Genomic DNA, 26,407 nt, shown 5'->3' on the forward strand with positions numbered 1-26,407 from the left:
TGGTTAGCTATTTCAATGTTTCCCGTTACGAGACAAAAAGCTTCAGAGAAATCGAGGGCACTGAAAAACATCCCTTATTTTAATCAGGTTTATTTTTTAGACAACAAAAAAACGCTTATAACGGGATTTAAAAAGATCCGTTGTAAGCGTTTTTCGTTTTATCACTGTTTTTTATTTACAGTTATATGAGTCTATTTTTGACTTGTAGCGAGGTATTCTGGACAATGCCTGTTTAGGATGTAATTTCTTTATATCAATTTCAGTATTCTTTTTAAATTGACCGTAAAAATAGCCATTGCACCTTGCATTTGCATACTATCTATCCCATAAGATGTTGCTCTGTCATATCCATGTACATTTTTTAGTTCACTGTTTTTAGCTTCTATTTTGTATCGGTGTTTTGCCTTTTCTTTGTAGAAGTCGGTTTCTTGGAAAGCAATTTGTTCTTGGTGTAATTCTGATTTTATTGATACCGAATATGTTTTTGTCTTTGATCCTTCTTTGTAACATCCTTCTTTTAAGGGGCAAGACTTGCATTTTTCAACATCAAAATAATGGGTCTCTACTTGATTTGTTCCGACATTCTTTTTGCCCTGTTTTGATTTTCGTGTTGCCATGTGCCCTGCAGGACAAACAAATCTATCGGCATCTTTATTATAATCGAATTTATCTTCGTCTTTTCTAGCCCCTTGTGCTATTGTAGAATTCAGTTTAGCTACCATTTTAATCTCTAATTCGCTTGCTTGCTTGAGATTTTCTGTTCCTGTATAAGCTCCATCACCAATGATAGTATCTATATCAATTCCGTTTTCCTGACTCATCTTTATAAGTTTAGGGAGTTCCGGTCCATCTCCTTTTTCGCCTGATGTCACTACCGCCGCGGTAATAATACGCTCTTCTGTCATGGCTAAATGAGTCTTATATCCAAAGAAAGAGCTATCAGCGGATTTATGACCTATTTTAGCATCTGTATCTTTCGATAAAGTAAAATTTTCCTGAGTATCTTCTATCGTTTCTTTTAGCAGGTTTAGTTTTTCTTTTACAGCAGGTATAGAACTTAAAGATTCTTCTTTCCCTATACGCTGCTCCAGTTCTTTACAATAGGTTAGTTCGTTTTCTAATTCATTAGTATCGTTCTTCTTTGGCATATGTTCTTTGAATTGGTCATCAAATAGATATACCGTCTTTCGAAGTAGTTTAGAACGCTCCCTTAATACATCAATTGCTGAAAATGGATTGGATCTCGACAAAGTATGGGTAGCATCCACTATAATAGACCTGGATCTGATGATTCCCTTTTCAACAGCTATAGTCACTGTTTTACCAATGAGTAGATTTAATAAGTCTGTATCTTTAAGACGAAGTTTACGAAATTTCGTCAATGAACTTGGATTAATAACGCTCTCTTCTGGCGTCATTTCTAAGAAATACTTAAAAGACATATCAAAACGTGAACGTTCTACTACATCAACATCCGAGACATCATAAATTGTTTTTAGAAGCAAATACTTAAACATACGCACTGGACTTTCTGCTGTGCGACCATTATTTGTACAATATTTATTTAGCAACTCATCATAGATGAATGAAAAGTCTATGAGTTCGTTGATTTTTCTAAGAAGATTATCCTTAGGAACAATTAAATCATATAATGAAGTATACGGACTAAACTGGATTTGCTGTTGTTGAATTAACATCTAAAAGGCCTTGTGATTACACGGAAAAGATAATAAAAAAGGAGTAGAAAACCTTTTGTTTTCTACTCCTTTTAATTAACAGTTTATTCGTGAAAAGACTTTTTCAGTGCCCTCTAATTTAAGCTCCCTTTTTTTTATTGCTGTTGTTGTAAATGATCCATATAATCAAGTTGCGCCTGAACGCGGGNTTACACGGAAAAGATAATAAAAAAGGAGTAGAAAACCTTTTGTTTTCTACTCCTTTTAATTAACAGTTTATTCGTGAAAAGACTTTTTCAGTGCCCTCTAATTTAAGCTCCCTTTTTTTATTGCTGTTGTTGTAAATGATCCATATAATCAAGTTGCGCCTGAACGCGGGAGGAAACTTCCTGAAGTTTGACATCGTTGATTTCTTCAAACTGTCTTCCATCTTCATAACCAATCGAAACACATACCGAAAGTGTTTGTCTGGCTAATCCCTTAAAAGTTCCTTTTATAGGGGTACAATCGCTAAAATTTCTGCCGACAGAAAGGCGAACATGGTTATCCATTGTCCAAATATTATTAGTTGGATCTAAACCTAACCAACCTTGTTTTGGGGTATAAATTTCGACCCACGCATGTGTCGCGCCTTCGCCTCGAAGACCGCTTTCGTTGGGGCAAATGTAACCGCTTACATAACGAGACGGAATTCCCGCTGTACGCAAAAGTTGTAGCAAAATATGGGCAAAATCCTGACAGACTCCTTTTTTTAAAGTTAAAATTTCATCGACAGTTGTTTCAATATTGGTGATTCCTTTGGTGTAAGTGAAATTCTCAAAAACGTAAGCATTGCATTGTTGAGCAATTTCAATAATGGATTTATTTTCAATATTAATTTCCTTCAGAATAGCTTCAATTTCATTTTGTTTTTGAGTATTATCTAAATAACACAGTCGCAATAATAAAATACTTCTCTCTTTTTCTTCCTGAATATCCTCCATGGAAGTAGCATCAATCTCTGGAATTTTAAGAGAATGATTAACACGAACTAACATTCTGGATTCGATTGTCATTTCAGTATGAACATCCAAAACATTGAAATTACCCACTCGATTTCCATAATAATCTTCAGAAATATCGACATCAGGATTGTGTGTAATTAAAAGTTGATATTGTAAAACTTCCTGATTGTCAAAATGATGAGGAAAGAGCCGGATTTCATTGATACTTTCTTTTATGGGATAATTGTATTGATATTTTGTAAGGTGAACTATTTTAAAAACCGCCATATTTTTAGGTATAAGAAAAGAATAATTTTGAAAAATCTATCGAAAATTGAATAAGCTGATTTTTTGTATTTTGCAAGACTTCTTCTAATTCCTGATTAGTCAAATGTTGATAATCTGTATAGGCCACATAACTTTTTAATCGGCCAAATTGGTTCATTAAAGTACGTGCTTCACTCAAATCATTGTCCTTGAAAAGACAGTTTAAATAAGTGTTTATAAAGTCTAAAGTATAAATTACAGAATGCGCAAAATCCATATTGAAAATAACCTGATGCGCGACTTTTCGATTGTGCGAAATGTTGCTGTAACTTTTTAAATACAATTCATATCCAGACAAAGACAATAATAAACGGCGCCAATACATTAAGTCTTCTTCGCCTTCCAGATTATAATTGATAGGAGCAAAGTAAGCCTGCGTCATCGAAATGGTTTGTAAACATCTTTCGATATGTTTGCCAATACTCGAAAAACACCAGCCCAAACCTCGGGGCATTGTAACTTGAAGGATTCCGTTATAGAGCAATAAGTCCTTGTTTAATTTGGTAATGACTTTTAATGCATCTGTGGTTTCCAGTTTTTTAGGAAGATCTGGCGAGTTTACATAATGATACATTGAATTAATATGTTCCCACAATTCTTTGGTGATTTTATCCTGAGAACCACGCGCATTTTCACGAGCTTTAACGACTAAGTTTTTAACTGAATTATCATTTTGATTATCGCAAATAATGTATTTCAGAACATAAGTAGTATCATATTGTATCGAATAAATTTTATCCTGAGACAAATTCGTATAATATTCTAACAGAGGTTTGTAACCCTGTGAATCATTAATTTCTTTATCAAAAGATAAAATATAGGAAGTGTTTAACGTAAGTAACATTCCATCTGTACGTTCCATATATCGGTTGAGCCAAAACATTCCGTCGGCAACTCGACTAAGCATATTTACTCCCATTTTGAATGTTTTTTTAAGATTAGAAAAGTTAAGTTTATTTTATAATCCAGGTATCTTTACTGCCACCGCCCTGAGAAGAATTAACAACCAAAGAACCTTCTGTCAAAGCAACGCGCGTTAATCCTCCGGGAACAATTTGAACACCTTTTGGCCCGCACAAAGCATAAGGTCTTAAATCGACATGGCGTAATTTAAGCTGGCCATCAATTAAACACGGAACTGTACTTAATTGAATAATAGGTTGTGCAATAAAATTTCTAGGTGTTTTGATAATGGCAATTTTAGCTTCATCGATTTCTTCCAGAGTGGCCTTGTTGCCCATGATCATTCCGTAACCACCGCTTTGATTAGTTTCTTTAATAACCATTTTTTCCATGTTGGCAAAAACATGTTCTCGTTCAGGTAAATTTTCCATTCTATAGGTTGGAACATTTTTCAGGATTGGTTCTTCGTTCAGATAATATTTAATCATATCCGGAACATATGCATAAATCGCCTTATCATCAGCAACGCCATTACCAACTGCGTTAACCAGAGCCACATTTCCTTGTCGGTACGCACTGATTAAACCCGGAACACCAAGTGCGCTGTCTGGTTTAAAAACTAAAGGATCCAAATATTCATCATCCAAACGGCGATAAATAACATCGACTTGCTGTAAACCGGAAGTGGTTTTCATGTAAACGCGACTATTGTTTACGACTAAATCACGTCCTTCGACCAAAGGAATTCCCATTTGTCGTGCCAGGTAACTATGTTCATAATAAGCCGAATTATAAACGCCCGGAGTCAGTAAAACCACATTTGGATTCGAAACGTTTCTCGGCGAAAGCGAAACCAGAATGCTATGAAAAATCATCGGATAATTACTAACCATACTGACATGATTAGACGAGAGCATATCAGGAAAAATACGTTTGGTAATTTCACGATTTTCTAACATATAACTGACACCGCTCGGGCATCGTAAGTTATCTTCTAAAACGTAAAATTCGCCTTTTGTTCCGCGAATCAAATCTATTCCGGCAATGTGAACATGAATATTGTGAGGCACTTTTATTCCCTGAACTTCCTGTATATAATGGGGGCATGAAGCAATTAGCGCTGCAGGAATGATTCCTTCTTTTACAATATTTTGATCGTTATAAATGTCTTCCAAAAATAAATTTAATGCCAGTAAACGCTGTTTGATGCCAGATTCTACTTCAAGCCAGTCTTTTTGTGTAATGATCCTCGGAATTATATCAAAAGGGAAAATACGTTCAATACCATTTTCATCGTCACTATAAACAGTAAAGGTGATTCCTTGATTCATGAATAAATCAGAAGCCTGTTGTTGTTTGTTGGTTAAATTTTTATGACTGATACTCTGTAATGTTTTAAAAACCTGACTGTAAGAATCCCGAACACCTTCTTTAGAAAACATTTCATCCCATCCGCTATGATTTAAACTTGGTGCTAATTTCGCCATACTCTAATTATTAAATAAATTGAATTATAGACTTTTTAATAAAAAATATTCATTTTTGATCTAAAATACAATTTTATTTTCCTTGAAACTTTTAAATTAATGTGAATTTTGTAATTTATGTAAAATTCATTTTTTGAAGTTTTTATTTTGAAAATTTGACTTTTTAGAGGTACGTTTTTTTGAGATTTCATATTTGCAAAAATCAGTTTTGAAGAAGTTTTTGGATCTAAAAGACTAAAGGAATAATGATTAAACTGAAAAAGGGAACTATTAGCTCCCTTTTGTTAATTCGTAAACTCCAAAAAATTGAAATTTAAAAAGTTGAATTTAATTCATTCATATTGTTCTAAAAAGTACTTTACAACATCAGTTGTAGTTACGATTCCTTTTAGTTCACCATTGTCAACAACAGGTAAAGCATGAAAATCTTCTTTAGCAAAAATTTCAGCCAAATCTCTGATTATAGTATCTGATGAAACTGTTTTGGGCTTTGAAGTCATTACCTGAGAAATAGTCAGCATATCCAGAATCGCTTCATCAGCTCCTTCCTGGCCTTCAAACAGAGCACCAAAAGTCAAACGGTTAATATCTGTTCTGCTAATAATACCCACAACTTCTTTCCCCTTAACAATCGGAATGTGGCGAATGGTGTTTTTCTTCAGCTTTTCAACAACTTTTTTAAGGTCATCATTTTCATTTGCAGTCACTACAGTTTTGGTCATAATATGACTGATTGGTTCTCTTTTTTTCATAATTGATGTGTTTTATGGTTCTATCAAATATGTAGAATAATTCCGATAAAAAGTGTGACTTTTATCAGCATTGACATTTCAGAGGAATGATTTCATTTATTAGGTTTTCGTCAAAAAAAGAATCAAAATTGCAGTAAAAAGAGATAAGGTTGTAAAAATCATTCTATTGTTCAATGGAAATTGTATCGAGTGAAATTTAAAAATAGTATTTTTGCACTATGGAAACAAATAGACAGAAAAAAATAGGCGGTGTCATCCAAAAAGATTTGGTTGATATTTTGCAAGGTGAAGTGCGAAAAAACGGAATTAATAATTTGGTAATTTCCGTATCCAAAGTTAGCGTTACATCAGATTTATCTGTGGCAACAGTATATTTAAGCATTTTTCCACAAGAAAAAGCAAAGGAAACTTTAGAAGGAATAAAATCGAATACGACTTTAATTAAGCACGATTTATCACAACGTGTTCGTTTGCAATTGCGTCGTGTACCAAATCTGGTATTTTTTATCGATGACTCATTAGATTATATAGAAAAAATCGACAACGCTTTATCAAACAGAGAAAACCCAATTGAAAACCGTGATCTTTTAGAAAAAAGAAGAAAATCATAAGTTGAATTTCCCCCTTTACATAGCCAAACGTTACATTTTTAGCAGAAGTAAAAACAATGCTATCAATATCATTAATCGCATTGCCAGCATGGGAATTATTGTTGGCACAATGGCTTTGTTTGTAGTTTTATCCGTTTTTAGCGGACTAAAAGTATTTAGTCTTTCGTTCACCAATGAAATTGATCCTGATTTAAAAATTACCAGTACACTGGGAAAATCGTTTTTAATTACACCGGACCAGGAGAGTGAAATTAAAAAAATAGAAGGCGTTGCTTCGTATACTAAAATTATAGAAGAACGTGTTTTGTTTTTGTTTAAAGACAAACAGCAGGTTACTTACTTAAAAGGAGTTGACAGTCTTTATCCGGTTGTCAACGATATCAGAAAGAAATTGTTTAATGGCCAATGGGTGAAACCGGATACGTATCAGGTTGTAGTAGGTTACGGAATTGCAAGAGATTTTTCTATGGGAATTCTTGACTTTGAGAATCCTTTACAAATATTCGCACCAAAACCCGGAAAAGGAGCCTTTGAAAATCCGGAAGAAGCTTTTAATAAAACTGATGTTTTGCCTGTCGGAATTTATTCGATCAGTGAAGATTTAGATTCGAAATATGTGTTTGCCGATTTAAGTTTGGCACAGGAATTATTGATGTATAAGCCGAATCAGATTTCAGGAGTTGAATTTAAATTAAAAGACAATGCCAACGAAAATTCAGTCAGATCTAGCCTGGAAAGCATTTTCAAAAATAAAATCACGATCAAAAACAGAGCGCAACTCAATGAGTCTTTGTACAAGATGCTAAACACCGAAAATATTGCGGTATATCTGATTTTTACTTTGGTAATTATTGTGGCACTTTTTAATTTAGTCGGTGCTTTAATCATGATGATTTTGGATAAAAAAGGAAATCTAAAAACCCTTTTTAATCTCGGAACAGAAATCAAAAGTCTTCGAAAAATATTTATGCTTCAGGGAACTTTATTAAGTGTTTTTGGAGGAATTATAGGTCTTGCCCTTGGGATTATTATGGTTGTTTTGCAACAAAAGTATAATCTGATAATGCTTACACCAACTTTAGCATATCCAGTAGTTTTTACTTTAGAAAATGTACTTATCGTAATGGGAACAATTGTTTCGCTTGGTTTTGTGGCTTCTTTAATTGCCAGTAGCCGCGTAAGTAAAAAGCTGCTAGATTAATATTTCTTGTTAAAAAATATTAGCTATATTTATCGTCTTAAAAATCTACAGCATATGATTGTTTCTGCCTAATCCTATTTTTATTTTTTAATAATTAGGATACTTACGTTTTTTTTCTCGTGTTCAGATAATTCAATCTGGACCAATTTTATCATTTATCCTATATATCATGACAGAAACAACTATACAAAAAAGTTTATTTTCTAAAATTTTTACCACTTTAAAACAAGCACTCAAAGGTGACGAATCGTTTGATTATACTGCCGGAAGCATTAAAAAAGCCGTTATTTTATTAGCCATTCCGATGGTTTTGGAAATGATGATGGAATCGGTTTTTGCTTTAGTCGATTTATATTTCGTTGGACATTTAGAGCACAGCAGTTTTGCAATTCAAACCGTTGGATTAACCGAATCGGTATTGACAATTATATATTCTTTAGCAATCGGAATGAGCATGGCAGCAACGGCAGTTGTGGCGCGACGCATTGGAGAAAAAGATCCAATCGCTGCTGCGAAGGCTGGAATGCAGGCCATCATTATTGCTTTTGCAGTCAATAGCATAATGAGTATTTTGGGCGTTATTTATGCTAAAGATATTCTGATTTTGATGGGCGCTTCAGTTGATGCTGCTGAACATGGTTTCCGTTTCACACAAATTATGATTGGAAGCAGTTTATGTATCATGCTTTTATTCTTAATTAATGGAATATTCCGTGGTGCCGGAAATGCTGCAATTGCCATGAAAAGTTTGTGGCTGGCCAATATTTGTAACATTATTTTATGTCCAATTTTGATTAACGGGTTAGGACCTATTCCAGCTTTTGGATTAGTGGGTGCTGCTTTAGCGACAACATTGGGAAGAAGCATTGGCGTGTTATACCAAGTGTATCATTTGTTTTTTGGGAACGGTGCTTTAAGAATTATTATCTCGTATTTTATCCCAGATTTTAAGCAAATAAAAGCATTGGTAAAAATTGCCGCTCCGGGAATTTTACAATTCGTTATTGCCTCTTGCAGCTGGATTTTTCTGGCGCAATTAGTTGCCACAACCGGTGGAGATCATGGTTCTGCGGGTTATCAGACAGCGCTTAGAATTATGATGTTTTTTATACTTCCGGCCTGGGGACTGAGTAATGCAGCCGCGACTTTGGTGGGGCAAAATTTAGGTGCCAAACAAATTGAACGTGCAGAAAAATCAGTTTTTACAACAGCAAGATACAATGTCATTTTTATGGCGACAATTATGGTCATTTCATTGTGTTTTGGTAAATACATCGTTTCCTTTTTCACAAACGACGAAATGGTTAGAGCAGTTGCTGTTGAAGCATTACAAATCATGAGTGTTGGATTTGTCTTTTACGGAATCGGAATGGTTTTGATCAATACTTTTAATGGAGCGGGAGATACCTGGACACCAACCGGAATCAATTTCTTCGGATTTTGGCTGTTCCAAATTCCTTTGGCTTATGTATTGGCAAAACATTTTAATATGGGACCAACTGGAGTTTTTATAGCAATTCCGGTTGCAGAAACTGCGATTACGTTAGCGGGAATTGTCCTTTATAAAAGAGGAAAATGGAAACGTATTCAGGTTTAAGCTTTTGTTTTGTACAATATTTCTTAAATATCATCGTTGGTAATTTATAACCAAAAACAAATTGATATGAAAACTAAGATTAAAGTTCTGGTATTTTTGAGTGCAGTCGTGTTTGGACTTTTTGCTTTTAAGTCATTGGAGACTAAAAAGATAATTGTTATTGATGCCGGTCACGGTGGAGATGACTTTGGTGCAACGTTGAATGGTTTGCAGGAAAAAGCAATTGTAGAAACAATTGCTAAAAAGATTAAGGCTCAGAATAAAAATGAAAATTTAGAAATTGTCTTGCTTCGTGAAGGTGATCATTTTATGGAATTAAGCGAACGAGTTTCTATCATCAATAATCTAAATGCGAAACTGGTAATTTCATTACACATTAATGCTTCTGAGAATTTAGACAAGAATGGAGTGCAGGCGTATGTTTCTTCCAAATCTAAATTTTACAACGAATCTAAAACAAATGCCGAGATTCTGGTTGATAGAGTGGCAGGAGATTATTTTTCAAAAGGAGAAGTGAAAGAAGCTTCTTTTTATATATTGAAAAATTCAAATTGCCCGGCACTGACTTTAGAAGTTGGATATTTATCAAATATTAATGACAGAACATACATCACCAGTGAGAAAGGACAAAATGAAATTGCCGAAAAAATCCTGGAAGCTCTAAAGTAAAAAGATATTTAAAACTAAAAAGACCTTCAATTTGAAGGTCTTTTTTTATGTTTTTAAGCAAATTCATAACCGGCATAAACCTGTTCGATTTCTTTCATAATTGTAAATAAATCTTCAGGCCCGTCAGTTGTAACTAACTTTTGTTTGTATTCTTTAAACGAATGAATTCCTTTGAAATAATTCGTATAATGACGGCGCATTTCCACAATTCCCAAGCGTTCACCTTTCCATTCCATTGACCACATTAAATGGTTTCTGGCAGCTTCAACACGGTCGATAACCGTTGGAGCAGGTAAGTGTTCTCCGGTTTTAAAAAAATGTTTAATTTCATTAAAAATCCAAGGATAACCAATCGCAGCACGACCAATCATAATTCCGTCGATTCCGTATTCATTTTTATATTTTAATGCTTTTTCAGGACTATCGATATCTCCATTTCCAAAAATGGGCATTGTAATTCTGGGGTTGTTTTTTACGCGTGCAATATGCGACCAATCGGCGTGGCCTTTGTACATTTGTGCGCGGGTTCTGGCGTGAATGGTCAAAGCCTGAACACCAATATCCTGTAGCCTTTCTGCAACTTCATCAATATTAATAGAACTTTCATCCCACCCTAAACGCGTTTTTACGGTAACAGGCAAATCCGTACTTCTGATAACGGCTTTTGTCAAACGAACCATCAAATCAACATCTTTCAAAACTCCGGCACCAGCACCCTTACAAACTACTTTTTTTACCGGACATCCAAAATTGATATCCACTAAATCTGGTTTTACAGTAGAAACAATTTTAGACGAAAGGGCCATTGCTTCTTCATCTCCACCAAAAATCTGAATTCCAACCGGGCGTTCGTAATCAAAAATATCCAGCTTCATTCGACTTTTGATAGCATCACGAATCAATCCTTCCGACGAAATAAATTCAGAATACATCATATCAGCGCCGTGCGTTTTGCATAATCTGCGAAACGGCGGATCGCTCACGTCTTCCATCGGTGCTAATAATAAAGGAAATTCAGGTAATTCTATGTTGCCAATCTTGACCATCTTCAATATTTTGTGCAAAATTACAACTTTTTAGTTCAATTTGTACCAAATTGAGGTTCAAAGGTTCAGGGGGACAAAGGTTCAAAGGTTTTTTTATCAGACAATTAGATAAACCTTTGTCCCTCTGAACCTTTGCAACTTTGTACCTGTACTACGTTCTATAGTCAAAAAACCGAATAGGTTTACGGCTCATCGGATTAAAAACTAACGGATTTAAAGTTTCTTTTGAAGCGAATTCTATTTTTGGAGTCACTCTTAATTTGGCTCTGAAGTGATCTTTGATTTCCTGAAGAAATTCTGACGTTTGATTTTTTACGGCAATTTTTATCAGGATTTCATCTGTACCTAAATCATTGGTGGAAATTTCAATAAGATGATTTTCGATATTGTCAAAACCACTCAAAACATCGTTCATTGCTGGCGGATAAAGTGTTGTACCTTTGTATTTTATCATTTGTTTTTTGCGCCCAATTACCGGACCGACACGCAAAGTATTTCTGCCGCAAGCACAAGGTTCATCATGAAGTTGTACAATATCACCAGTTTTAAAACGCAATAACGGCATAGCTTCAATTCCTAAAGTAGTAAAAGTCAATTCGCCAACTTCGCCATTTTTTACAGGAATATTATTTTCGTCGAGAACTTCAACAATAATTAATTCCGGATGATGATGACCTCCAATTCCGTATTCACACTCGGTAAAGGCGGTGCTCATTTCCGTTGAAGCATAAGTCGAAAACAATTTAATATTCCATTTTTCTGCAATTTTTTTGGATAAAGTATTCATCGAAAAATCTTCATTTCTCAAAGATTCACCAATGCAGATTGCTCCTTTTATGCTCGAATTATTATAATCAATTCCATGTATTTCTGCATATTCAATTAGTTTCAACAAAAAAGAAGGAACCGTAATTAAGTAAGAAGGTTTGTATTTTAAAATCGAATCCCATTGCAATTCCGGAATTCCCGCACCTACTCTGATAACGCCAACTTTCAATTTTCTCAAACCTAGAAAGTAGGCCAAACCTGCCATAAATTTTCGATCGATTGTAGTCATTAATTGAACGACATCGCCTTCTGCAATTCCGGCGCAGGCAAACGAAATCGCTTCATTATAAGCCAATCGATCCAAATCTGAATCGGTTAAACCAAAAGTAACCGGATCACCTAAAGTCCCTGAAGTAGAGGCGTAGTCAATAATTTTATGTTGAGGCACGCACAAAAAATCATCGTTGTATTGCTGTAAATCTTCTTTTGTTGTTATGGGTAAATATTGTAAATCTTCGAGTGTTTTAATCTTCGAAACATCAATATTTCTTCCGGCAAAAAGGCGTTTGTAAAAAGGAGAATGCTCGCTGATATACGTTAAAAGTTCAGCTAATTTCTGTTCCTGAAAAATTTTAATTTGGTCTAAAGAATCTTTTTCTATTGCTGGAATCATGGTCATTTTCTCTTGATTTTTTTTAAATATTTTTCAATTGCTTCTTTTTCAGGAACAGTTGTAATTTCTTTGGTTAATGCTTTTTCAAAGTTAATTTGAGCTAGTTGAAAGTATTTCTTTTGATAAAAATACAATCCTGCTTTATAATACACAACCCAGTAATCAGGGTTTAAAGATTGATACTGCTGAATAAATTCTAAAGAAATCTCCTTTTTATTTTTCAAATATAAATCTATTTTATCGTCTTCGATTCTAAATTTCTGATAGTTTTGAAATGCTTTTGTATCTAAAAATGGATCTTTTGCAATATTCAAATTTTCTTCTTCAAAAGAAACTATAGCATTTGTTTTTCTTTCTTTAAAAACAGAATCTAAATTATAACATACAAACTCACCCAATTGATATGGATTTGCAGAAACCCAAACCCGTTTTTCTTTTGGTTCAAAAATAATTCCGTGATGCGCCATCAATTGATTCAATGCTTTTTCGTTCCCATAACCCAAAACACTATTTTGCAAACCATCTTTATTTCTCAGAATTTCCGAGGCAATTTGAGGATTGATTTTAGGGTTTTTAGTAAAAAGTTCCTGCATTTTGTCAAAACGATATTTGGAATGACTATTAGAAATTTGTGTCTGATTTCGCTCCTCATTTTTTAAAGCATCGCTCTGAAAATGATTCGAACAAATCAATTGATTACTATTTGGAACATCGTAGACGCCCATTTTTTTTGGCGAAACCTCGATTAAAACGGCTTTATTATCCTTAGCACTTCCAACCATTATAGACTCAGAAACAAATACTTTTCTTTTTTTAGCAATAGCAATTGCTTCGTCTATATTTTGCGCATATTGCAAAATTTCACGGGTCAGAATAGAAATAGGTGTTTTGGCACTTAACGGAATTTTAGATTTTGATGCATTTATCGTAACGGTCAAACCTTCTTTATTCATTCCGGAAACGGCTCCAATCATTCCGGGCCAGGTAACCATCATAAACGGGTGACCTTCTTTGGGTTTTATAAAGGCGATTATTTTATTTTCTGCGAAAGCATCATTTACATAAAAGTCAAAATTGCGGCCAAGAATTAAATTGCCACTCTCAGATTTTTCACCCCAGGCGGCAAAAGAGGAACAACCAACCAAAGCCAAATCTTGTAGCGCATGACCAATATCGTGCGCGGCATGCAAATATAAGCTGCGTTGGTACTGTGGTGCAATGTCATTAAAATTTCGAGAGGTATATTGCGAAACTCCATAAATTTCTGTTTGATATTCGTTTGGAACATTCTGATATAATTTTCGGTTATACCATTTTAGAAAATTCCGAAGTAGATTTTGCTGGAATTTGGAAGGAACAATATCTTCAATTCTGGAGAAAAATATTTGTTCCTGCTTTTTTAAAAGCGAATCTGATAAAGCGCCATTTGAAAGACCAATTTCGAGAGGATCACCTTCAACATATAATTCCCAAAGACCTTGTTTGTTTTTTAAAAGCGAATTTTTTCCTGAGAAAAATACAGAATCAGATTGTTTGGTTACAAGAGGTTTAGTGGCGTTATAATGCGCAATATTTGGTAAATGTTTTTTTGACTTTGATGTTCCGCAAGCAACAAAGATCAAAGTAAAACTGATAAAGAAAAGTAATGGAATTCGACTCTTCATACGCTTTTTTATTCAGATGCCTGATTGATTTTGGTTACTAAATATTCTTTTCCAAGAATTTCAGAACAGGTTACGACAGCTCCAATAGTTACTCCCAAAACGCCGTGCATGTTGATGCTTTGTCCGGTAAGATAAAGATTGTCTAATTTAGTTTTTGACGGAATAAGGGTTTTCATCGGATTGCTGGAATCTTTGACATAACCATACATATTGCCATTGTGTCCACCAATATAATCCCGATAAGAAAGCGGCGTCGAAGTATGAATCGACCGAATACAATCTTTTATTCCTGGAAATTTTAGTTCAATTTCATTAAGAAATTTAGCTGTTTTTCTGGTTTTAAATTCCTCATAACTTTCGCCACGATCATTTTCTTCTGCAGTTGTGTTAAAAGTATTCATCCACGGAGCCACATCGTCATATTTCATATAAGTGATGAAAGTCATGCCTTCTGCCCATTCTTCTTGTTTTTTTGAAGCATTCATAGAAGCCATAAACGCTTTTGGCCATGAATTTTCGTCGTAATCATGAGCATTCCAGACTTCAGAACTTTTCTTAAAATGATAATGATTATGATTGATGTATTTGAAAGTTTCAGGCTTAAAAACAAGGTACAGGCTAAAAGCCGAAATAACACCTTCAAGACTCTGAATTCGGCTAAAAAATGCTTTTCTGAAATGCTCTTCGCCAACTAGTTTCAGTGTGATTTTAGGATCTATATTAGAGATAAAACGAGTAGCGAAAACCTGAGTTCCGTCTTTCATTTCTACAGCCGTTACTTTGTTGTTTTCAACATTAAAACGAGTAACTTCTTTGTATTTATAAAATTCGCCCCCGTTTTTTTTGAGTTGTTTTAAAAGTTGTTTTGTAATCTGGCTTCCGCCATTAATACAACGCCAGGAACTTTGTATATAAGAGTTTACAGAAAGTGCATGAACATAAAAGGGTGATTTATCAATACCGGCATACAGAAAATTGGTGCCCGCCAAAACCGCTTTTAGTTTGTCATTTTGAGTACTATTGTCAATTATTTCTTTTGCGTTTAATTCTAAAATAGCATTGTCATACTTGCCTTCCCATTTTAAATTGTAGAGTGGAAATGAGTCACAAATTGTTCGCAGTTTAGTACAGTATTCTTCAAGGTTTTCTTTTTCTTCAGGGAAAAAATATTCTAATTGTTTTACAAAATTTTCATAACCCTGGGCATGTGGATATTCATTTTGATCGTCTTCAAAAGAGATCATATCAAAACCATTTTCATCTAGTTTTTTTAGATTTAATTGGTCCATAATCCCCAAATATTTAAAATATTTATAGAGATTTTGTCCTTCACTTAAACCTCCGATATAATGAATTCCGGTATCAAAAATGGTTTTATCGCGCACAAAAGTTTGTAGATTCCCACCGTATTGATTGTTTTTTTCGAGCACACAAACGCTATAGCCTTCTTTCGCCAAAATAATTGCCGAGACCAGACCGCCCAATCCGCTGCCTACAATTACAACATCGTATTGCTCTTTCATTCTAATTTTTCTTTAATACGATTATGGAATCTTCCTCTAAAATACATTCAAAACCAAAGTTAATCAAAGTGGTTTTTAAACTGGAATTATCAATCAAAATAATGCAAGAAGTTAGAGCAACGATTTTTTCAATAGCACTAGCGGAATTTTCATCCGAAATTAAAACGGCATCAAATTGATTTTCTGAAATACTTTCGAGATTTTCAAAATAAGATATTTTTCTCTTTTTGAGGAAATAATTGGTTTTCGCTACTAACAATTTTTCTTCGTCGGCAATGTAAGAATGTATTTTTCGCTGTGGTTCCTGCAAGGTTAATAAAACATCCAGTTGTCCATAATCATTCGCTAAATGCAATATTTTGGCTTTCGCCGAAAGATGCCTGTTTAAGCGATAATAGATTTCTAAATGTGTTTTTAAATTGCTTTTAACGCTGTTGATGATTTCAATTTCTTTATAATCATAACTATGAATAAGCATTTTTTTGAAATATTCCGGCCCTTCCAATTCCTGACGAACTTTAGCAAATTCAGCTTTAAAATACGAACTTAACTGTTTGGTTCTTTCCACATAATTATTCCCAAAAGAAAGATTATCTGGCAAAATTCTTTCTAAAATAGAAACGGTAAGAGAACTGTCATGAATTACAAAATCACCTTTCGGAATTGCTTCTGAAGCACCATGAATTAAAACAGGCAGGATATCTAAATTAAATTCTTCGGCAAGATAAAAAGCACCTTTATGAAAACGCTTAATTTGATTGCTTTCAGAACGGGTTCCTTCAGGGAAAATCATTAGCGAATAGCCTTCGTTTACTTTTTGACGTAAATGTTCAACGCCGCTTTCTAATCCTTCAGAAACAGGATAAAAACCTGCTTTTCTAACTGTACCGCCAAAAATAGGAGAGTTGTAAACCCAGTCGTTTACTAAAAATATAATTTTCGGACTCAGCATTCCCATGGCCAGAATATCGATAAACGAAGAATGATTGGCAATTATGATGGCTGGTTTTTCGAAATTTTCACCATATTTATTAATGACTTTCTTATGAAGATAAGGACTCGAATATAAAACTGATTTCATGAATTTTGAAATCGCATATCGAAAGCCTTTCATTTTAGTTTTCTCCTTTATTGGAAGAATCGGCATGATGGTAATGCTGAAAAGCGACATCAAAATACCGCCAAGTCCATAATAAGTAAACGAAATGATACCGTGAATAAAGGTGCGTAATACAAAAGGCGGATTTCCTTTTTTCGAGCGATTTGATATAAATAGTTTAAAGAGAATCGGGTAGAAGATAAACGTAATAATCAATGCCGCGAAAACTCCAATTAAGGATACCGATGAAATAGATCTTAAGGCCGGATGTCTGGCAAAAATCATCGCGCCAATTCCTAATATTGTTGTGATAACGGCCAAAATAATGGAAGTTCTATAAATGGCAATTTCGTTTTTGCCGGTTGAATATTCTTTTTGAAGCGCACTGGTCATGAAAATACTAAAATCAACTCCGTGTCCAAAAATCAGAGTGCATACAATCATGCTGAATATATTCATCTGAATACCAAAAATGCCCATAATTCCTGCCGTTACAATTCCCGTTAAAGCAATCGGAATACAGCTCACGATAACCAATTCGATTCTTCTGAAAAAGAAAAACAAAATCAGAATTACAGCAACAAATGAATAATTGACAAGCGAATTAAAATCGGTTTTCAAAGTGCTGAAAAACGTTTCGTTCATTTGCTGACGATCAATTGCAATCAGATTATTTTTGGCTGAAGCCGATTTCACAAAAACATCTCGCTGTTCCGGCGTCACTTTGACCAGAGTTGAAATCGTGTAAAACCCATCTTTTTCGGTTACAAATTCTTTCAGTTGCAACGCCTGAATTTTTAAATAATCTTTGGCAGAAATCGGTTTGAAATTAAAATCCAAGTGGTCGTAAAAATTCGAATAAGTGGTTGGCTTAAAGCCGAGTTTTGAACCTTCAGAAATTAATTGTGATTTTAAAAGCTGTTTTTTATTGGCATCCCAAAAAGAATTCCATTGGTCTATTTTCTGTTGCTGTTGCTTCTGCGAGAGCATAATGCCGCCAACCGAACTAAAATTTAAAATTTTGTTGTCTTGCTTCTCTTTTGATAAATCAGAAAAAAGCTTGCTGTTATTTTGCAGAACTTCTTCCATACTTTTTCCGTACGAAGCAACATAAATAGTTTTTGAAGTTAAACTCGTGCTTTCTTCCAGGTCTTTTTCTGCCGCTTTAATTTCCTTTGGAACAAAATTCAACTGCGACAGATCGTTATTGAAACCAACATTATTATAAGTAAAGAAGCAGACAATGGTAATTAAAATACAAAAGCCAATTAAGATTTTATTGTTGTGAAAAGAAAAATGAGCCAATTTATCGATCACATTTTTCTTATGTTCAAAATTGTTTTCTTTCGGTTTGTATAAATGCGGTACAATTAAAAGCGAGAAAAATGCAGAAGCCATAACGATAACAGCGGCGAAAATTCCCAGATCATTCAACGCATCTGATTTTACAAAAAGTAGACATAAAAAGGCAACAGCCGTAGTCGAACTGCTCATAATTACCGGCATTGTAATGTCTTTATACAATGTTTTTACATCACTGTTGTGTTTGTAATGCGTTAGAATATGAAGGGAATAATCAATTGTAATTCCGAGTAAAATAGAACCAATTCCGAGTGAAATGGCTGAGATTTGTTCTTTCACAAAATATAAAAACGCCACGGCAAATAAAGCTCCAAATACGGTTGGCAGAAAAATAATTAGCGGAATTAATACTTTTCTATAAAACAAAATCAAAATCAGCATCAGCGTAATCATCGCGATTGTTGTCGTTAAAACAATATCGCTTTTAATTTGATTGGCATTAGCAACGGCAATTAAAGCCGAACCAAAATAACTGATTGAAGTTTTGCCTTTAAATTTCTGATTTAAATTTTCCTGAATCGATTTTAGTTTGGTTGCGAAAATGGTGTTTTTCTCCGTTTCGCTTGATGGAAGATTTGAAGTTATAAAAAGCAATAATTTCTTTTTGTCTTTGGTCATGACAAAACCATTATCGAGCGTAAAATCGTCGCCAGCATTTAATTGCTGTAATTTTTTTAAGGCGATAAAAGAAATCCCAAGCGGATCCTGCAGAATAAAATCTTTGGTAACAAATCCGGAAGGTGAAATAATCGATTTGTAATTTCCCTGAACGGTTGCTGTAATACTGTCTTTTTGCAGTTTATTTTGAATGGTTTCGTAATCTTTATTATCCAGAAAAAGCGGCAGATTACCGTAAACGAAATCAATAGTTTCCTGAATATTTTCTTCGTCAATTTTCCCCTGAATTCCGGTAATGTATGGTTTGCAGGATTTAGCAACACTGTCAGAAAAAGCGGTTGCCATTTCTTTTAAGTCTTCGTCAGAGCCGTTTTTTTCAAGTTTGAAAATGACGGTTATTTTATCGGCAAAATTTAATTGTTTGAGGACTTTTGCCGTAACGTCAGCTTTGTCGTTTGTTGGAATTAATTTCGTGATATCTTCTTCAAATTTAATTTGAGAAGCAAAAAAGCCAAATACAAAAAGCATCGAAACAGCCAGCGCAACCGACAAGGATTTTCTTCGGTTGACAAACAAATGAATGGCGTAGAAATAGTGATGCATAATTATTTATTATTGTTTTTTGCCACAGATTAAGAGATTAAATTGATTTAAAATCTTTGTCACTTCGCCACGAATTCACTTAAAATAATTCGTGAATTCGTGGCGAAAAAAAATCATTGTAATCCTTATAATCTGTGGCAAAACCATATAGATTTTTATTCAATGCGTTTTTTAGTAAAAGCCGCTAAAAGCAAATAACTTATAAAACCAAAAAACAGCGCCGAAACGGATGCTAAAATAAGACTTCCGACGATATATTGGGTAGCATTTTTTTGAATATCGTCAAGTGTAACTGAACTGTCTAAAATTAATGGCACATCGTTGGAGACAAAATAGCTTCCCATTTTTAAAGAACCGTAGATGATAAAAGGAATAAACGGTGGAAAACTAACGTTCGAAGACAAATAAGCAATGACTTTATTGAGCTTAAATAAGGCGGCAAAAGTAAAAAGTAAAATGGTCTGAAAGCCCCAAAATGGAGAAATTCCGATAAAAACACCCAAAGCAATTGCAGCTGATTTTTTAAAATTTGAATCCGAACTTTCTAAAATATCTTCGAGAAAGAATTTTTTAAAGCCTTTTTTTTTTGATCTTCGAAAGAAATTTCTTGGTTTGATGTACAAAAGAGCATTAATTACCAAAATGGTATTTAAAATACTAATTCGGGTAAAATCGCGAAACGGACGAAAATGAGAAACACGTTCTGCGGGATCATATAAAACCTGAATCGGAATGTTTTTCACCGTAATCCCTTTCCAGGCTGAACGGACAATTACTTCAATTTCAAACTCAAATTTATTGGTATAATATTGTTTCGGAATCAATTGTAAAGGATACAATCTAAAACCAGATTGTGTGTCTTCCAATTTGATTCCGGTTTCAAACTTGAACCAAAAGTTCGAAAATTTATTTCCGAAACTGCTTTTCTTTGGCACATTTTCCTGTGTCATATTACGACTTCCAATTAGTAAAGAATTGGGTTCGTTTTGAATTTCGGCAATAAAATTCGGAATATCCGAAGCAAAATGCTGCCCGTCAGAATCGATCGTAATGGCATATTCAAACTTCATTTCGATTGCTTTTCGGAATCCATTTCTAAGCGCGCGGCCCTTTCCTAAATTTTTAGGATGATGAATTTGGGTAAGCTCTGAATACGATTTTAAAATTTCCGGTGTCGAATCTGTCGAACCGTCGTTAACGATAATGACATTTGGAGTGAAATCTAAAACAGAATCCAGTACTTTTTTAAGCGTTTTGTGGTTATTGTACGTCGGGACAATAACACAAAAAGAAGTGGAATCCGGAAGATCGTGCTGTGACAAAGTAGGTTTCATTTTGGAGTTTTGCTTTCGCCTACTTCAAGAATTGTTTTTCTTTTTCAGAGAAACTTTTCGATTGTAAAATAAAGTCTTTTAAGTAATCTTTTAAAGTGGCATTTTGCTCTGCATAATGCTCTGTAATATATTTTTTGTCTTCTTTAATATTCTTTTTGTAACCTGTAATTCCAGGAACATTTTCCTGAATACTCAATCGGATCAATCTGATTTCAATATTATTTGGCTCGCTTTTTATAGTTGATTCAAGCAATTTTGCACCTTCTTTAAAACGATCGATTTTATCCTTTAATTTTTTCTCCAACTTTGAATCCAATAAAATCGAAGCCGCTTTATAAGCCACTAAAATTTTATCATCATTGTTAGAAACTCCAGCCATTTTTTCTGAAAATTCTTTGGCGTTGGTTTCTGATTTTGTAACGCCAGTATACATTTTTCTGATAGCAGCCAAGTCTGGCGTACCAGCAAAATTAACCCATAAAAGTAATGTTAATAGCAGTTTCATAGCTCCAGTTTTTTATAGACATTGCTCAATTTTAAAGCAACAGTCTCGTTAAAATAAGTGGTGTTTTTTACTTTCACCAAATTATCTTCAGTCGTTGTAATATCAAGTTCTAAGCGCAATTCCGGATTATTTTCCGGATTAATAAGCGCCATAAATTTTACGTTGGCAAGCGTTTGAATCATTAAAGTACTTTCAGTGATTTTCTCCGTAAGTTCCTTAATAATCTGAATCATGCAAACTCCCGGCATAATCGGGTTTCCCGGAAAATGACCTTTGAAAATTTCATGTTTTTCATTGACCAAAATCGTAATACTATATTTAGAATCGGTTGTTTTTTCTTCCGAAAGAACTTTGTAAAAATCTTTTAAAACCATTTTTTATTTTTTTCCGCCAAAGGCATAAGAAAGTCCTAATTGAAAATTGACATTGGTATTGTAACTTCCAAATAAATAATAATCATTTCGGTCATTATAATAGGAACTATCAAATACATCCAGTATACCTTTTTTTAATCTGGCTTCAAATGTAAGACCAGAAGGCAAACGATAGGCAATACCGCTAATAAATGCTAAATCATTATACATTGCTACTTTGTCTAAATTATCATTTACAAGAACATCTACAGCGGGCCCAAATTGTATTTGAATTCCAGGTCCAAATGTCAATTTATTAAGAAGCGTAAAGGATAAATAACCCATTTGCAAATCACGAGATTTTACTATTTCGGTTTGGGTATTATCATTAAAATAATATCCAACATTGTCAGATCCCTGTCTGCTATACGTTATTTCAGGCTGAAGCGCATATTTTTTTGTAATATTTATTTCTCCAAAAGCACCAATATAAAAATCAGTTTTATAGCTGGAACGCGTTTCTGAAATAGTCGAAAACGAAAAACCTCCTCTTAAACCTGGTTTAAAAGAAGTTTGGGCACCAGCTTGTTGAAATGCAAAAATAGCTGTTGCGGCGATTAATAAATTTCTATATTTCAAAATGTTTATTTTACTTTAAAAGTATAGCTGATACCAAACTGCAATACCTGATTTAAAATAACCTGATCACTATAATAGTCATCATAATCAATACCATCGTAACCGTAAATATCAATTAATCCTTGCTTAAACCTTGCTTCAAAAGTTAATCCGTTTGGTAAACTGTAACCAATACCGCCAACAAAAGCAAAATCCGTATCAATTGGATCATATCCGTATCGGCCAAAATTGTCACTTGTTTTAATATCAACAGATGGTCCGGCTAATATATGAAAGCCTTGTCCTCCAAAGTTAAACTTTGCGACTGCACCTATTGTTACATAATTTAACTCATATTTTGTATTTTCAAACGAGTCAGTATCTGGAAAATATTCGCGGCCTTCAGAGCCTTGTCTTGAATAGGTTAATTCTGGCTGAAGCGTAAAATATTTATTGAATTTTATTTCGACTAAACCGCCTACATAAAAATCAGATTTCATACTGTTGTCGTCAATATTCGTTAAGGTTGAAAGATTTAAACCGCCACGAATTCCCGGACTAACTCTAACTTGTGCTTGTAAAGTTGCAAGGCCAATAAATAAAAGGAATGCAATTAAGGTTATTTTTTTCATTTTGGTTTGTTTTAGGTTATGTGAATTTTACTCTGATTTAAAATAATTTAACTCAATTTTTAACTTTATATTCTGATGTAAAATGACGACTTTTTTAGCAAAAATATCGTTTTCTAAAGTAAAAGTAATTGTTATTTTTTCTTTTGTTTTAGAAGAATGAACTACTTTTTCTAATTTTTGCTCTTTTTTAGAGACGAAAAGATAGTTGTCACGATTCCCGTCTGCCGATTTATAAATGTTATCGGATTCATTTTCGAATTGTTCCTGAATCAAATATTCTTTTTTAAGAAGTAGTCTAAAATCTTCTTTCAGCGTATTGATCAGTATTTTTTTATCTAATTCTGAAACTATTGAATTGACTTTAAAAGTCTTTTCAGAAATCTCAAAATCCAACAATTTGTTACCAAATTCAGTGGTAAAAACGACGCGATGCGTAGTGTCATTTATTTTCTTTGCGATGAATATTCCAGACATATCATGACCGTAAACCGTGATGTTGGTTTTGTAAACATAATCTGTTTTAGAGTCTGAAAAATAAGGAATTTCTACAGTCGTTTTGTCTAATTTTTTAGGCGTATAATTTTTAGTGACCGAGCCACAGGAAATCAAAAAAACTGCCAAAAAGCAATTAATTAGTAAAAACTGAATCGTCGATTTTTGCATTGATCACTTTATTTTTAAGTACAATTCGGGTATAATCCTCGGATGATTCTAATAATTTGACCTGAACGACAGTTGCTTCTTCTTTGTCGAAAGTCAGTTCGATTTGTTTGATATATTTTTTCAAAGCAGCATCTTTCGGAACAAATTTCGCAATATTTTGTCCTTTCGATTTGAAGTACGAAATCGCAAATTCTTTGTCGTCAAACATATTTCCGCTCACACTGCCAACAATTAATTTATTGATACGTCCAAAGATTTTGCTGTTGCCAATATCAACTGCGCTTTTCTTTCCCTCGTCGTTAATCAGGATTTTTCCGTTTTTAAAAACGATACTGTAATTGTATGGTTTTTTATATTGCCATTGTAGTAAAGCCGGTTCTTTAAAAATCATTTTTCCAGAAGTTTCAATGTCTTTGGATAAAAAATCTAAATGTTTGTATTGAACGAAATCCGTACTTAAGGTTTTGATTTTTTTAGAAACTACATTTACATCTTGTTTGAAAGCGGCAATTTCAGCATCCGTCATTTTTTGTTCCTGAGCGAACAAATTGCCAGAAATAAATAGAATTAGTATTGCTATTTTAGTTTTCATATTTTTTAAATTTTTTTCCACTCCCGATAGCTATCGGGATAAATGATTTAAACAGATTATAGATGAAATCCGTTTTCATCCGCGTTCAATTTTCATAAGCTTTAAGATTCAAAAGTTCTTCAATCGAAATCACTTTGTAATTGTTTTGCTGTAAAAATTGCAAAAACTGTTCCAATACCAAAACAGAGTGCAATGCCGTGTCGTGCAAAAGTACGATTCCGCCGGGAGAAACTCGTTTTATTATGCGATTGAAAATTAAATTTTGGTCTTTTGTTCCGCCGTCAAGCGAACGAATACTCCAGCCAATTACTTTATGTCCGGTAATTTTTAAGGCTCTACGGATCGAAGGCGTCGTAACTCCGTAAGGCGGACGAAAAAAGTTTATTTTTTTGGAAGTGAATTTTTCGAGAAGCTGATCCGTTTTCTGAATTTCTTTTGTGATTGCTGCAGCATTATAAAAATCAAAAAACTTCGAATGATTATAAGAATGATTTCCAACCAAATGACCTTCAGCAATAATTTGTTTTATAATTTCCGGATGTGCTTCAACATTTTTCCCAATGCAGAAAAAGGTTGCTTTTGCATTGTATTTTTTCAACAATTGTAAAACTTCCAAAGTAAAAACACTCGGGCCGTCATCAAAAGTAAGGGCAATTTTTTTTTCTGTTTCGGATGGATTATTGCAGAACGTTTTTACATGATAGTTCGAAGAAATTCGTGCTGAGCCAAAAGCATTTATACCGATCCAGATTAAAATTATCCCGATAAACCATAACAAATTTATTGCTGTATAGAGATTCAAAAGAAGCAGTAAAAGCAATAAAAAGAGAAAGAATAACGAAATGTTTTTATGCGTTATCATTTTGAAAGTAACGTAAAACTATGATTTTTTCCATTTACCTGATTGTACAATAAAATGGTATTGTAAGCTTGTTTTGTAACCGAATTTACTTTTATAATTTCTGGAATTTCCTGCGTTTTTATAATTTTTGATGCCATCCACACAGCAAAAGCCGAAGCTGTGTCATATTCTCCGCTCAAATGTTTGTAATATAATTGTGGTGTTTCTGCGAAAGCATTTTCTGCCAGATTTTTGTAATAAGAGTCAAAAGTGATATTGCCGTCTAAGCCTAAAACTACTGCATCGACATTTGAAATTTGTAAATTATTGGCTTTTAAAAAAGCAATTATTTCAGATTCGATTTCGTTTTCTTCTAAGGTATTTTTAATTTCAACATCTAAAATTTCAGCGTAAGTCGAATCTTTTCTTTCATTTTCTAAAACAAAAAAGCTTGCGCCTTCTCCATAAACAACTCCAACTGAATTGGTATTTAAAATGTTGGAAGGAAGATCGTTTTCTTTTTTAATTCGTCCAGCCAATTTAAAAAGTGACATGGTATATTCGCCGGTTTCGTCAATGCCACCAACCAAAATCGAATTGGCTTCGTTTTCTTCAATCTGCATTTTCGCATCCAAAAGCGCCGACTCAAAAGAAACAGCTCCATTTACATACGTAAAATTATAGCCTTTGCATTGCAACGACAAAGCAATTTGCGCACCAACCGTATTATGTGTTGATTGGATAAAAGATGTAGGTGTTAAAAACTCTTCGTTATTATCGAGAATATTTTTTAGAAATTTTTCAGAATCTTCAATGCATCCTAAGCCAGTTCCGGTAATAATTGCATCTACGTTTTCAAGGTTTGCATCTTTCATGGCCAAGGCCGAAGCTACGATTCCGTTTTTTACTCCTTTTGCCATTCTTCTTGCTGCGGAAGGAGAAATGTAATCTTTGTAAACCGGAGACACAATCGAAAAAACGGTATCGTTTGTATTAAGGACCGCTTCTTCTAAAAAAACAGTATCAAATGTTTTTTGAGTCGAAATACAGCCTACTCCATTTATATATGCTTTTTTCATACGAAGATTATATTTGTTTTTTTAGAGGAATATGGTATCATCATTCCTTATTATTGGTTCAAAAATAGTTTAAACTATGGATGTTGCTTTCAGCTTCATAAAAGTTTTTTAACCACAAATTACACAAATTATCGCGAATTAATTTGTGGGAATTTGTGTAATTTGCGGTTAAAATTAATATTGCAGACTTAAGTCTTCCGACTGAACCCATGGGCTTTAAGTCTTAAG

At 33.8% G+C, this 26,407-nt stretch carries 23 protein-coding genes; 4 read left to right on the plus strand and 19 right to left on the minus strand.

Going from position 1 to position 26,407, the window contains the following annotated elements:
- Positions 1-248: 248 nt before the first annotated feature.
- The 5 genes from ASC72_RS07720 to ASC72_RS07740 all read right to left on the minus strand — a co-directional run bounded on the left by ASC72_RS07720 (position 249) and on the right by ASC72_RS07740 (position 6,128).
- Positions 249-1,697 carry an IS1182 family transposase gene (locus ASC72_RS07720; RefSeq protein WP_056189302.1) on the minus strand — a complete coding sequence of 483 codons (1,449 nt, stop codon included), beginning with the start codon at positions 1,695-1,697 and terminating at the stop codon, positions 249-251.
- Between the two features lie 305 nt (positions 1,698-2,002).
- Complete coding sequence (locus ASC72_RS07725) at positions 2,003-2,947, minus strand: transglutaminase family protein (RefSeq protein ID WP_056189307.1); 945 nt, start codon at positions 2,945-2,947, stop codon at positions 2,003-2,005.
- A 4-nt stretch (positions 2,948-2,951) separates the two neighbouring features.
- On the minus strand, positions 2,952-3,893 hold the full coding sequence (locus ASC72_RS07730) for an alpha-E domain-containing protein (protein ID WP_241775660.1): 942 nt from the start codon (positions 3,891-3,893) through the stop codon (positions 2,952-2,954).
- A 46-nt stretch (positions 3,894-3,939) separates the two neighbouring features.
- Positions 3,940-5,376, minus strand: a complete 1,437-nt coding sequence (locus ASC72_RS07735; RefSeq protein WP_056189313.1) for a circularly permuted type 2 ATP-grasp protein — start codon at positions 5,374-5,376, stop codon at positions 3,940-3,942.
- 332 nt (positions 5,377-5,708) lie between these two features.
- Positions 5,709-6,128, minus strand: coding sequence for a CBS domain-containing protein (locus tag ASC72_RS07740; RefSeq protein ID WP_056189315.1), 420 nt, complete (start codon positions 6,126-6,128; stop codon positions 5,709-5,711).
- A gap of 218 nt (positions 6,129-6,346) precedes the next feature.
- Between ASC72_RS07740 and rbfA the strand changes: the two genes are divergently transcribed.
- The 4 genes from rbfA (at position 6,347) to ASC72_RS07760 (ending at position 10,206) form a co-directional block, all read left to right on the plus strand.
- Positions 6,347-6,739: a 30S ribosome-binding factor RbfA gene (gene rbfA / locus ASC72_RS07745; RefSeq protein ID WP_007808467.1), complete on the plus strand. Its 393-nt coding sequence runs from the start codon at positions 6,347-6,349 to the stop codon at positions 6,737-6,739.
- Position 6,740: 1 nt separating this feature from the next.
- Positions 6,741-7,940, plus strand: coding sequence for an FtsX-like permease family protein (locus tag ASC72_RS07750; RefSeq protein ID WP_056189319.1), 1,200 nt, complete (start codon positions 6,741-6,743; stop codon positions 7,938-7,940).
- 169 nt (positions 7,941-8,109) lie between these two features.
- On the plus strand, positions 8,110-9,537 hold the full coding sequence (locus ASC72_RS07755; protein ID WP_056189321.1) for an MATE family efflux transporter: 1,428 nt from the start codon (positions 8,110-8,112) through the stop codon (positions 9,535-9,537).
- A 66-nt stretch (positions 9,538-9,603) separates the two neighbouring features.
- The gene (locus ASC72_RS07760) at positions 9,604-10,206 is read left to right on the plus strand and encodes an N-acetylmuramoyl-L-alanine amidase (RefSeq protein WP_131725797.1); all 603 of its coding nucleotides are present in this window, start codon (positions 9,604-9,606) and stop codon (positions 10,204-10,206) included.
- A gap of 53 nt (positions 10,207-10,259) precedes the next feature.
- On the opposite strand, the gene dusB is transcribed toward ASC72_RS07760, so the two are convergent.
- The 14 genes from dusB to ASC72_RS07830 form a co-directional block, all read right to left on the minus strand.
- On the minus strand, positions 10,260-11,252 hold the full coding sequence (gene dusB, locus ASC72_RS07765) for a tRNA dihydrouridine synthase DusB (protein WP_056189329.1): 993 nt from the start codon (positions 11,250-11,252) through the stop codon (positions 10,260-10,262).
- Positions 11,253-11,403: 151 nt separating this feature from the next.
- Positions 11,404-12,693, minus strand: coding sequence for a phenylacetate--CoA ligase family protein (locus ASC72_RS07770; RefSeq protein WP_082564284.1), 1,290 nt, complete (start codon positions 12,691-12,693; stop codon positions 11,404-11,406).
- A gap of 2 nt (positions 12,694-12,695) precedes the next feature.
- A complete protein-coding gene (locus tag ASC72_RS07775; protein WP_056189336.1) occupies positions 12,696-14,357 on the minus strand; it encodes a C45 family peptidase in 1,662 nt (553 codons plus the stop codon).
- 8 nt (positions 14,358-14,365) lie between these two features.
- Positions 14,366-15,880, minus strand: a complete 1,515-nt coding sequence (locus ASC72_RS07780; RefSeq protein WP_056189339.1) for an NAD(P)/FAD-dependent oxidoreductase — start codon at positions 15,878-15,880, stop codon at positions 14,366-14,368.
- A gap of 1 nt (position 15,881) precedes the next feature.
- Positions 15,882-19,562 (minus strand): 1-acyl-sn-glycerol-3-phosphate acyltransferase, encoded by a 3,681-nt coding sequence (locus ASC72_RS07785; protein WP_056189343.1) that lies wholly within the window; start codon positions 19,560-19,562, stop codon positions 15,882-15,884.
- A 155-nt stretch (positions 19,563-19,717) separates the two neighbouring features.
- Positions 19,718-20,896 (minus strand): DUF2062 domain-containing protein, encoded by a 1,179-nt coding sequence (locus tag ASC72_RS07790; protein WP_056189346.1) that lies wholly within the window; start codon positions 20,894-20,896, stop codon positions 19,718-19,720.
- Positions 20,897-20,915: 19 nt separating this feature from the next.
- Positions 20,916-21,401, minus strand: a complete 486-nt coding sequence (locus tag ASC72_RS07795; protein ID WP_056189350.1) for a hypothetical protein — start codon at positions 21,399-21,401, stop codon at positions 20,916-20,918.
- Complete coding sequence (locus tag ASC72_RS07800; protein ID WP_056189353.1) at positions 21,398-21,775, minus strand: 3-hydroxyacyl-ACP dehydratase; 378 nt, start codon at positions 21,773-21,775, stop codon at positions 21,398-21,400. The genes ASC72_RS07795 and ASC72_RS07800 overlap by 4 nt, the downstream gene beginning before the upstream one ends.
- Before the next feature lie 3 nt (positions 21,776-21,778).
- Complete coding sequence (locus tag ASC72_RS07805; protein WP_056189356.1) at positions 21,779-22,393, minus strand: outer membrane beta-barrel protein; 615 nt, start codon at positions 22,391-22,393, stop codon at positions 21,779-21,781.
- Between the two features lie 5 nt (positions 22,394-22,398).
- Positions 22,399-23,004, minus strand: coding sequence for a porin family protein (locus ASC72_RS07810; RefSeq protein ID WP_056189360.1), 606 nt, complete (start codon positions 23,002-23,004; stop codon positions 22,399-22,401).
- 27 nt (positions 23,005-23,031) lie between these two features.
- Positions 23,032-23,667 carry a hypothetical protein gene (locus ASC72_RS07815; RefSeq protein ID WP_056189362.1) on the minus strand — a complete coding sequence of 212 codons (636 nt, stop codon included), beginning with the start codon at positions 23,665-23,667 and terminating at the stop codon, positions 23,032-23,034.
- Positions 23,633-24,259 carry an outer membrane lipoprotein carrier protein LolA gene (locus ASC72_RS07820; RefSeq protein ID WP_056190471.1) on the minus strand — a complete coding sequence of 209 codons (627 nt, stop codon included), beginning with the start codon at positions 24,257-24,259 and terminating at the stop codon, positions 23,633-23,635. The genes ASC72_RS07815 and ASC72_RS07820 overlap by 35 nt, the downstream gene beginning before the upstream one ends.
- Positions 24,260-24,344: 85 nt before the next feature.
- Positions 24,345-25,121 carry a polysaccharide deacetylase family protein gene (locus ASC72_RS07825; protein ID WP_056189365.1) on the minus strand — a complete coding sequence of 259 codons (777 nt, stop codon included), beginning with the start codon at positions 25,119-25,121 and terminating at the stop codon, positions 24,345-24,347.
- Positions 25,118-26,179: a beta-ketoacyl synthase N-terminal-like domain-containing protein gene (locus ASC72_RS07830; RefSeq protein ID WP_056189367.1), complete on the minus strand. Its 1,062-nt coding sequence runs from the start codon at positions 26,177-26,179 to the stop codon at positions 25,118-25,120. Before ASC72_RS07830 ends, ASC72_RS07825 begins: the two co-directional genes overlap by 4 nt.
- Positions 26,180-26,407 lie beyond the last annotated feature (228 nt).

Source organism: Flavobacterium sp. Root420 (assembly GCF_001427905.1).
Classification (GTDB): Bacteria; Bacteroidota; Bacteroidia; order Flavobacteriales; family Flavobacteriaceae; genus Flavobacterium.

Excerpts from the sequence above, each read along its gene's own strand:
- ASC72_RS07820 (WP_056190471.1), bottom strand. The coding sequence starts at position 24,259 with ATGAAAACTAAAATAGCAATACTAATTCTATTTATTTCTGGCAATTTG.
- ASC72_RS07770 (WP_082564284.1), bottom strand. The coding sequence starts at position 12,693 with ATGATTCCAGCAATAGAAAAAGATTCTTTAGACCAAATTAAAATTTTT.
- ASC72_RS07825 (WP_056189365.1), bottom strand. The coding sequence starts at position 25,121 with ATGATAACGCATAAAAACATTTCGTTATTCTTTCTCTTTTTATTGCTT.
- ASC72_RS07800 (WP_056189353.1), bottom strand. The coding sequence starts at position 21,775 with ATGGTTTTAAAAGATTTTTACAAAGTTCTTTCGGAAGAAAAAACAACC.
- ASC72_RS07720 (WP_056189302.1), bottom strand. The coding sequence starts at position 1,697 with ATGTTAATTCAACAACAGCAAATCCAGTTTAGTCCGTATACTTCATTA.
- ASC72_RS07775 (WP_056189336.1), bottom strand. The coding sequence starts at position 14,357 with ATGAAGAGTCGAATTCCATTACTTTTCTTTATCAGTTTTACTTTGATC.
- ASC72_RS07735 (WP_056189313.1), bottom strand. The coding sequence starts at position 5,376 with ATGGCGAAATTAGCACCAAGTTTAAATCATAGCGGATGGGATGAAATG.
- ASC72_RS07830 (WP_056189367.1), bottom strand. The coding sequence starts at position 26,179 with ATGAAAAAAGCATATATAAATGGAGTAGGCTGTATTTCGACTCAAAAA.
- ASC72_RS07785 (WP_056189343.1), bottom strand. The coding sequence starts at position 19,562 with ATGCATCACTATTTCTACGCCATTCATTTGTTTGTCAACCGAAGAAAA.
- rbfA (WP_007808467.1), top strand. The coding sequence starts at position 6,347 with ATGGAAACAAATAGACAGAAAAAAATAGGCGGTGTCATCCAAAAAGAT.
- ASC72_RS07740 (WP_056189315.1), bottom strand. The coding sequence starts at position 6,128 with ATGAAAAAAAGAGAACCAATCAGTCATATTATGACCAAAACTGTAGTG.
- dusB (WP_056189329.1), bottom strand. The coding sequence starts at position 11,252 with ATGGTCAAGATTGGCAACATAGAATTACCTGAATTTCCTTTATTATTA.
- ASC72_RS07815 (WP_056189362.1), bottom strand. The coding sequence starts at position 23,667 with ATGCAAAAATCGACGATTCAGTTTTTACTAATTAATTGCTTTTTGGCA.
- ASC72_RS07790 (WP_056189346.1), bottom strand. The coding sequence starts at position 20,896 with ATGAAACCTACTTTGTCACAGCACGATCTTCCGGATTCCACTTCTTTT.
- ASC72_RS07760 (WP_131725797.1), top strand. The coding sequence starts at position 9,604 with ATGAAAACTAAGATTAAAGTTCTGGTATTTTTGAGTGCAGTCGTGTTT.
- ASC72_RS07730 (WP_241775660.1), bottom strand. The coding sequence starts at position 3,893 with ATGCTTAGTCGAGTTGCCGACGGAATGTTTTGGCTCAACCGATATATG.
- ASC72_RS07810 (WP_056189360.1), bottom strand. The coding sequence starts at position 23,004 with ATGAAAAAAATAACCTTAATTGCATTCCTTTTATTTATTGGCCTTGCA.
- ASC72_RS07725 (WP_056189307.1), bottom strand. The coding sequence starts at position 2,947 with ATGGCGGTTTTTAAAATAGTTCACCTTACAAAATATCAATACAATTAT.
- ASC72_RS07755 (WP_056189321.1), top strand. The coding sequence starts at position 8,110 with ATGACAGAAACAACTATACAAAAAAGTTTATTTTCTAAAATTTTTACC.
- ASC72_RS07780 (WP_056189339.1), bottom strand. The coding sequence starts at position 15,880 with ATGAAAGAGCAATACGATGTTGTAATTGTAGGCAGCGGATTGGGCGGT.
- ASC72_RS07795 (WP_056189350.1), bottom strand. The coding sequence starts at position 21,401 with ATGAAACTGCTATTAACATTACTTTTATGGGTTAATTTTGCTGGTACG.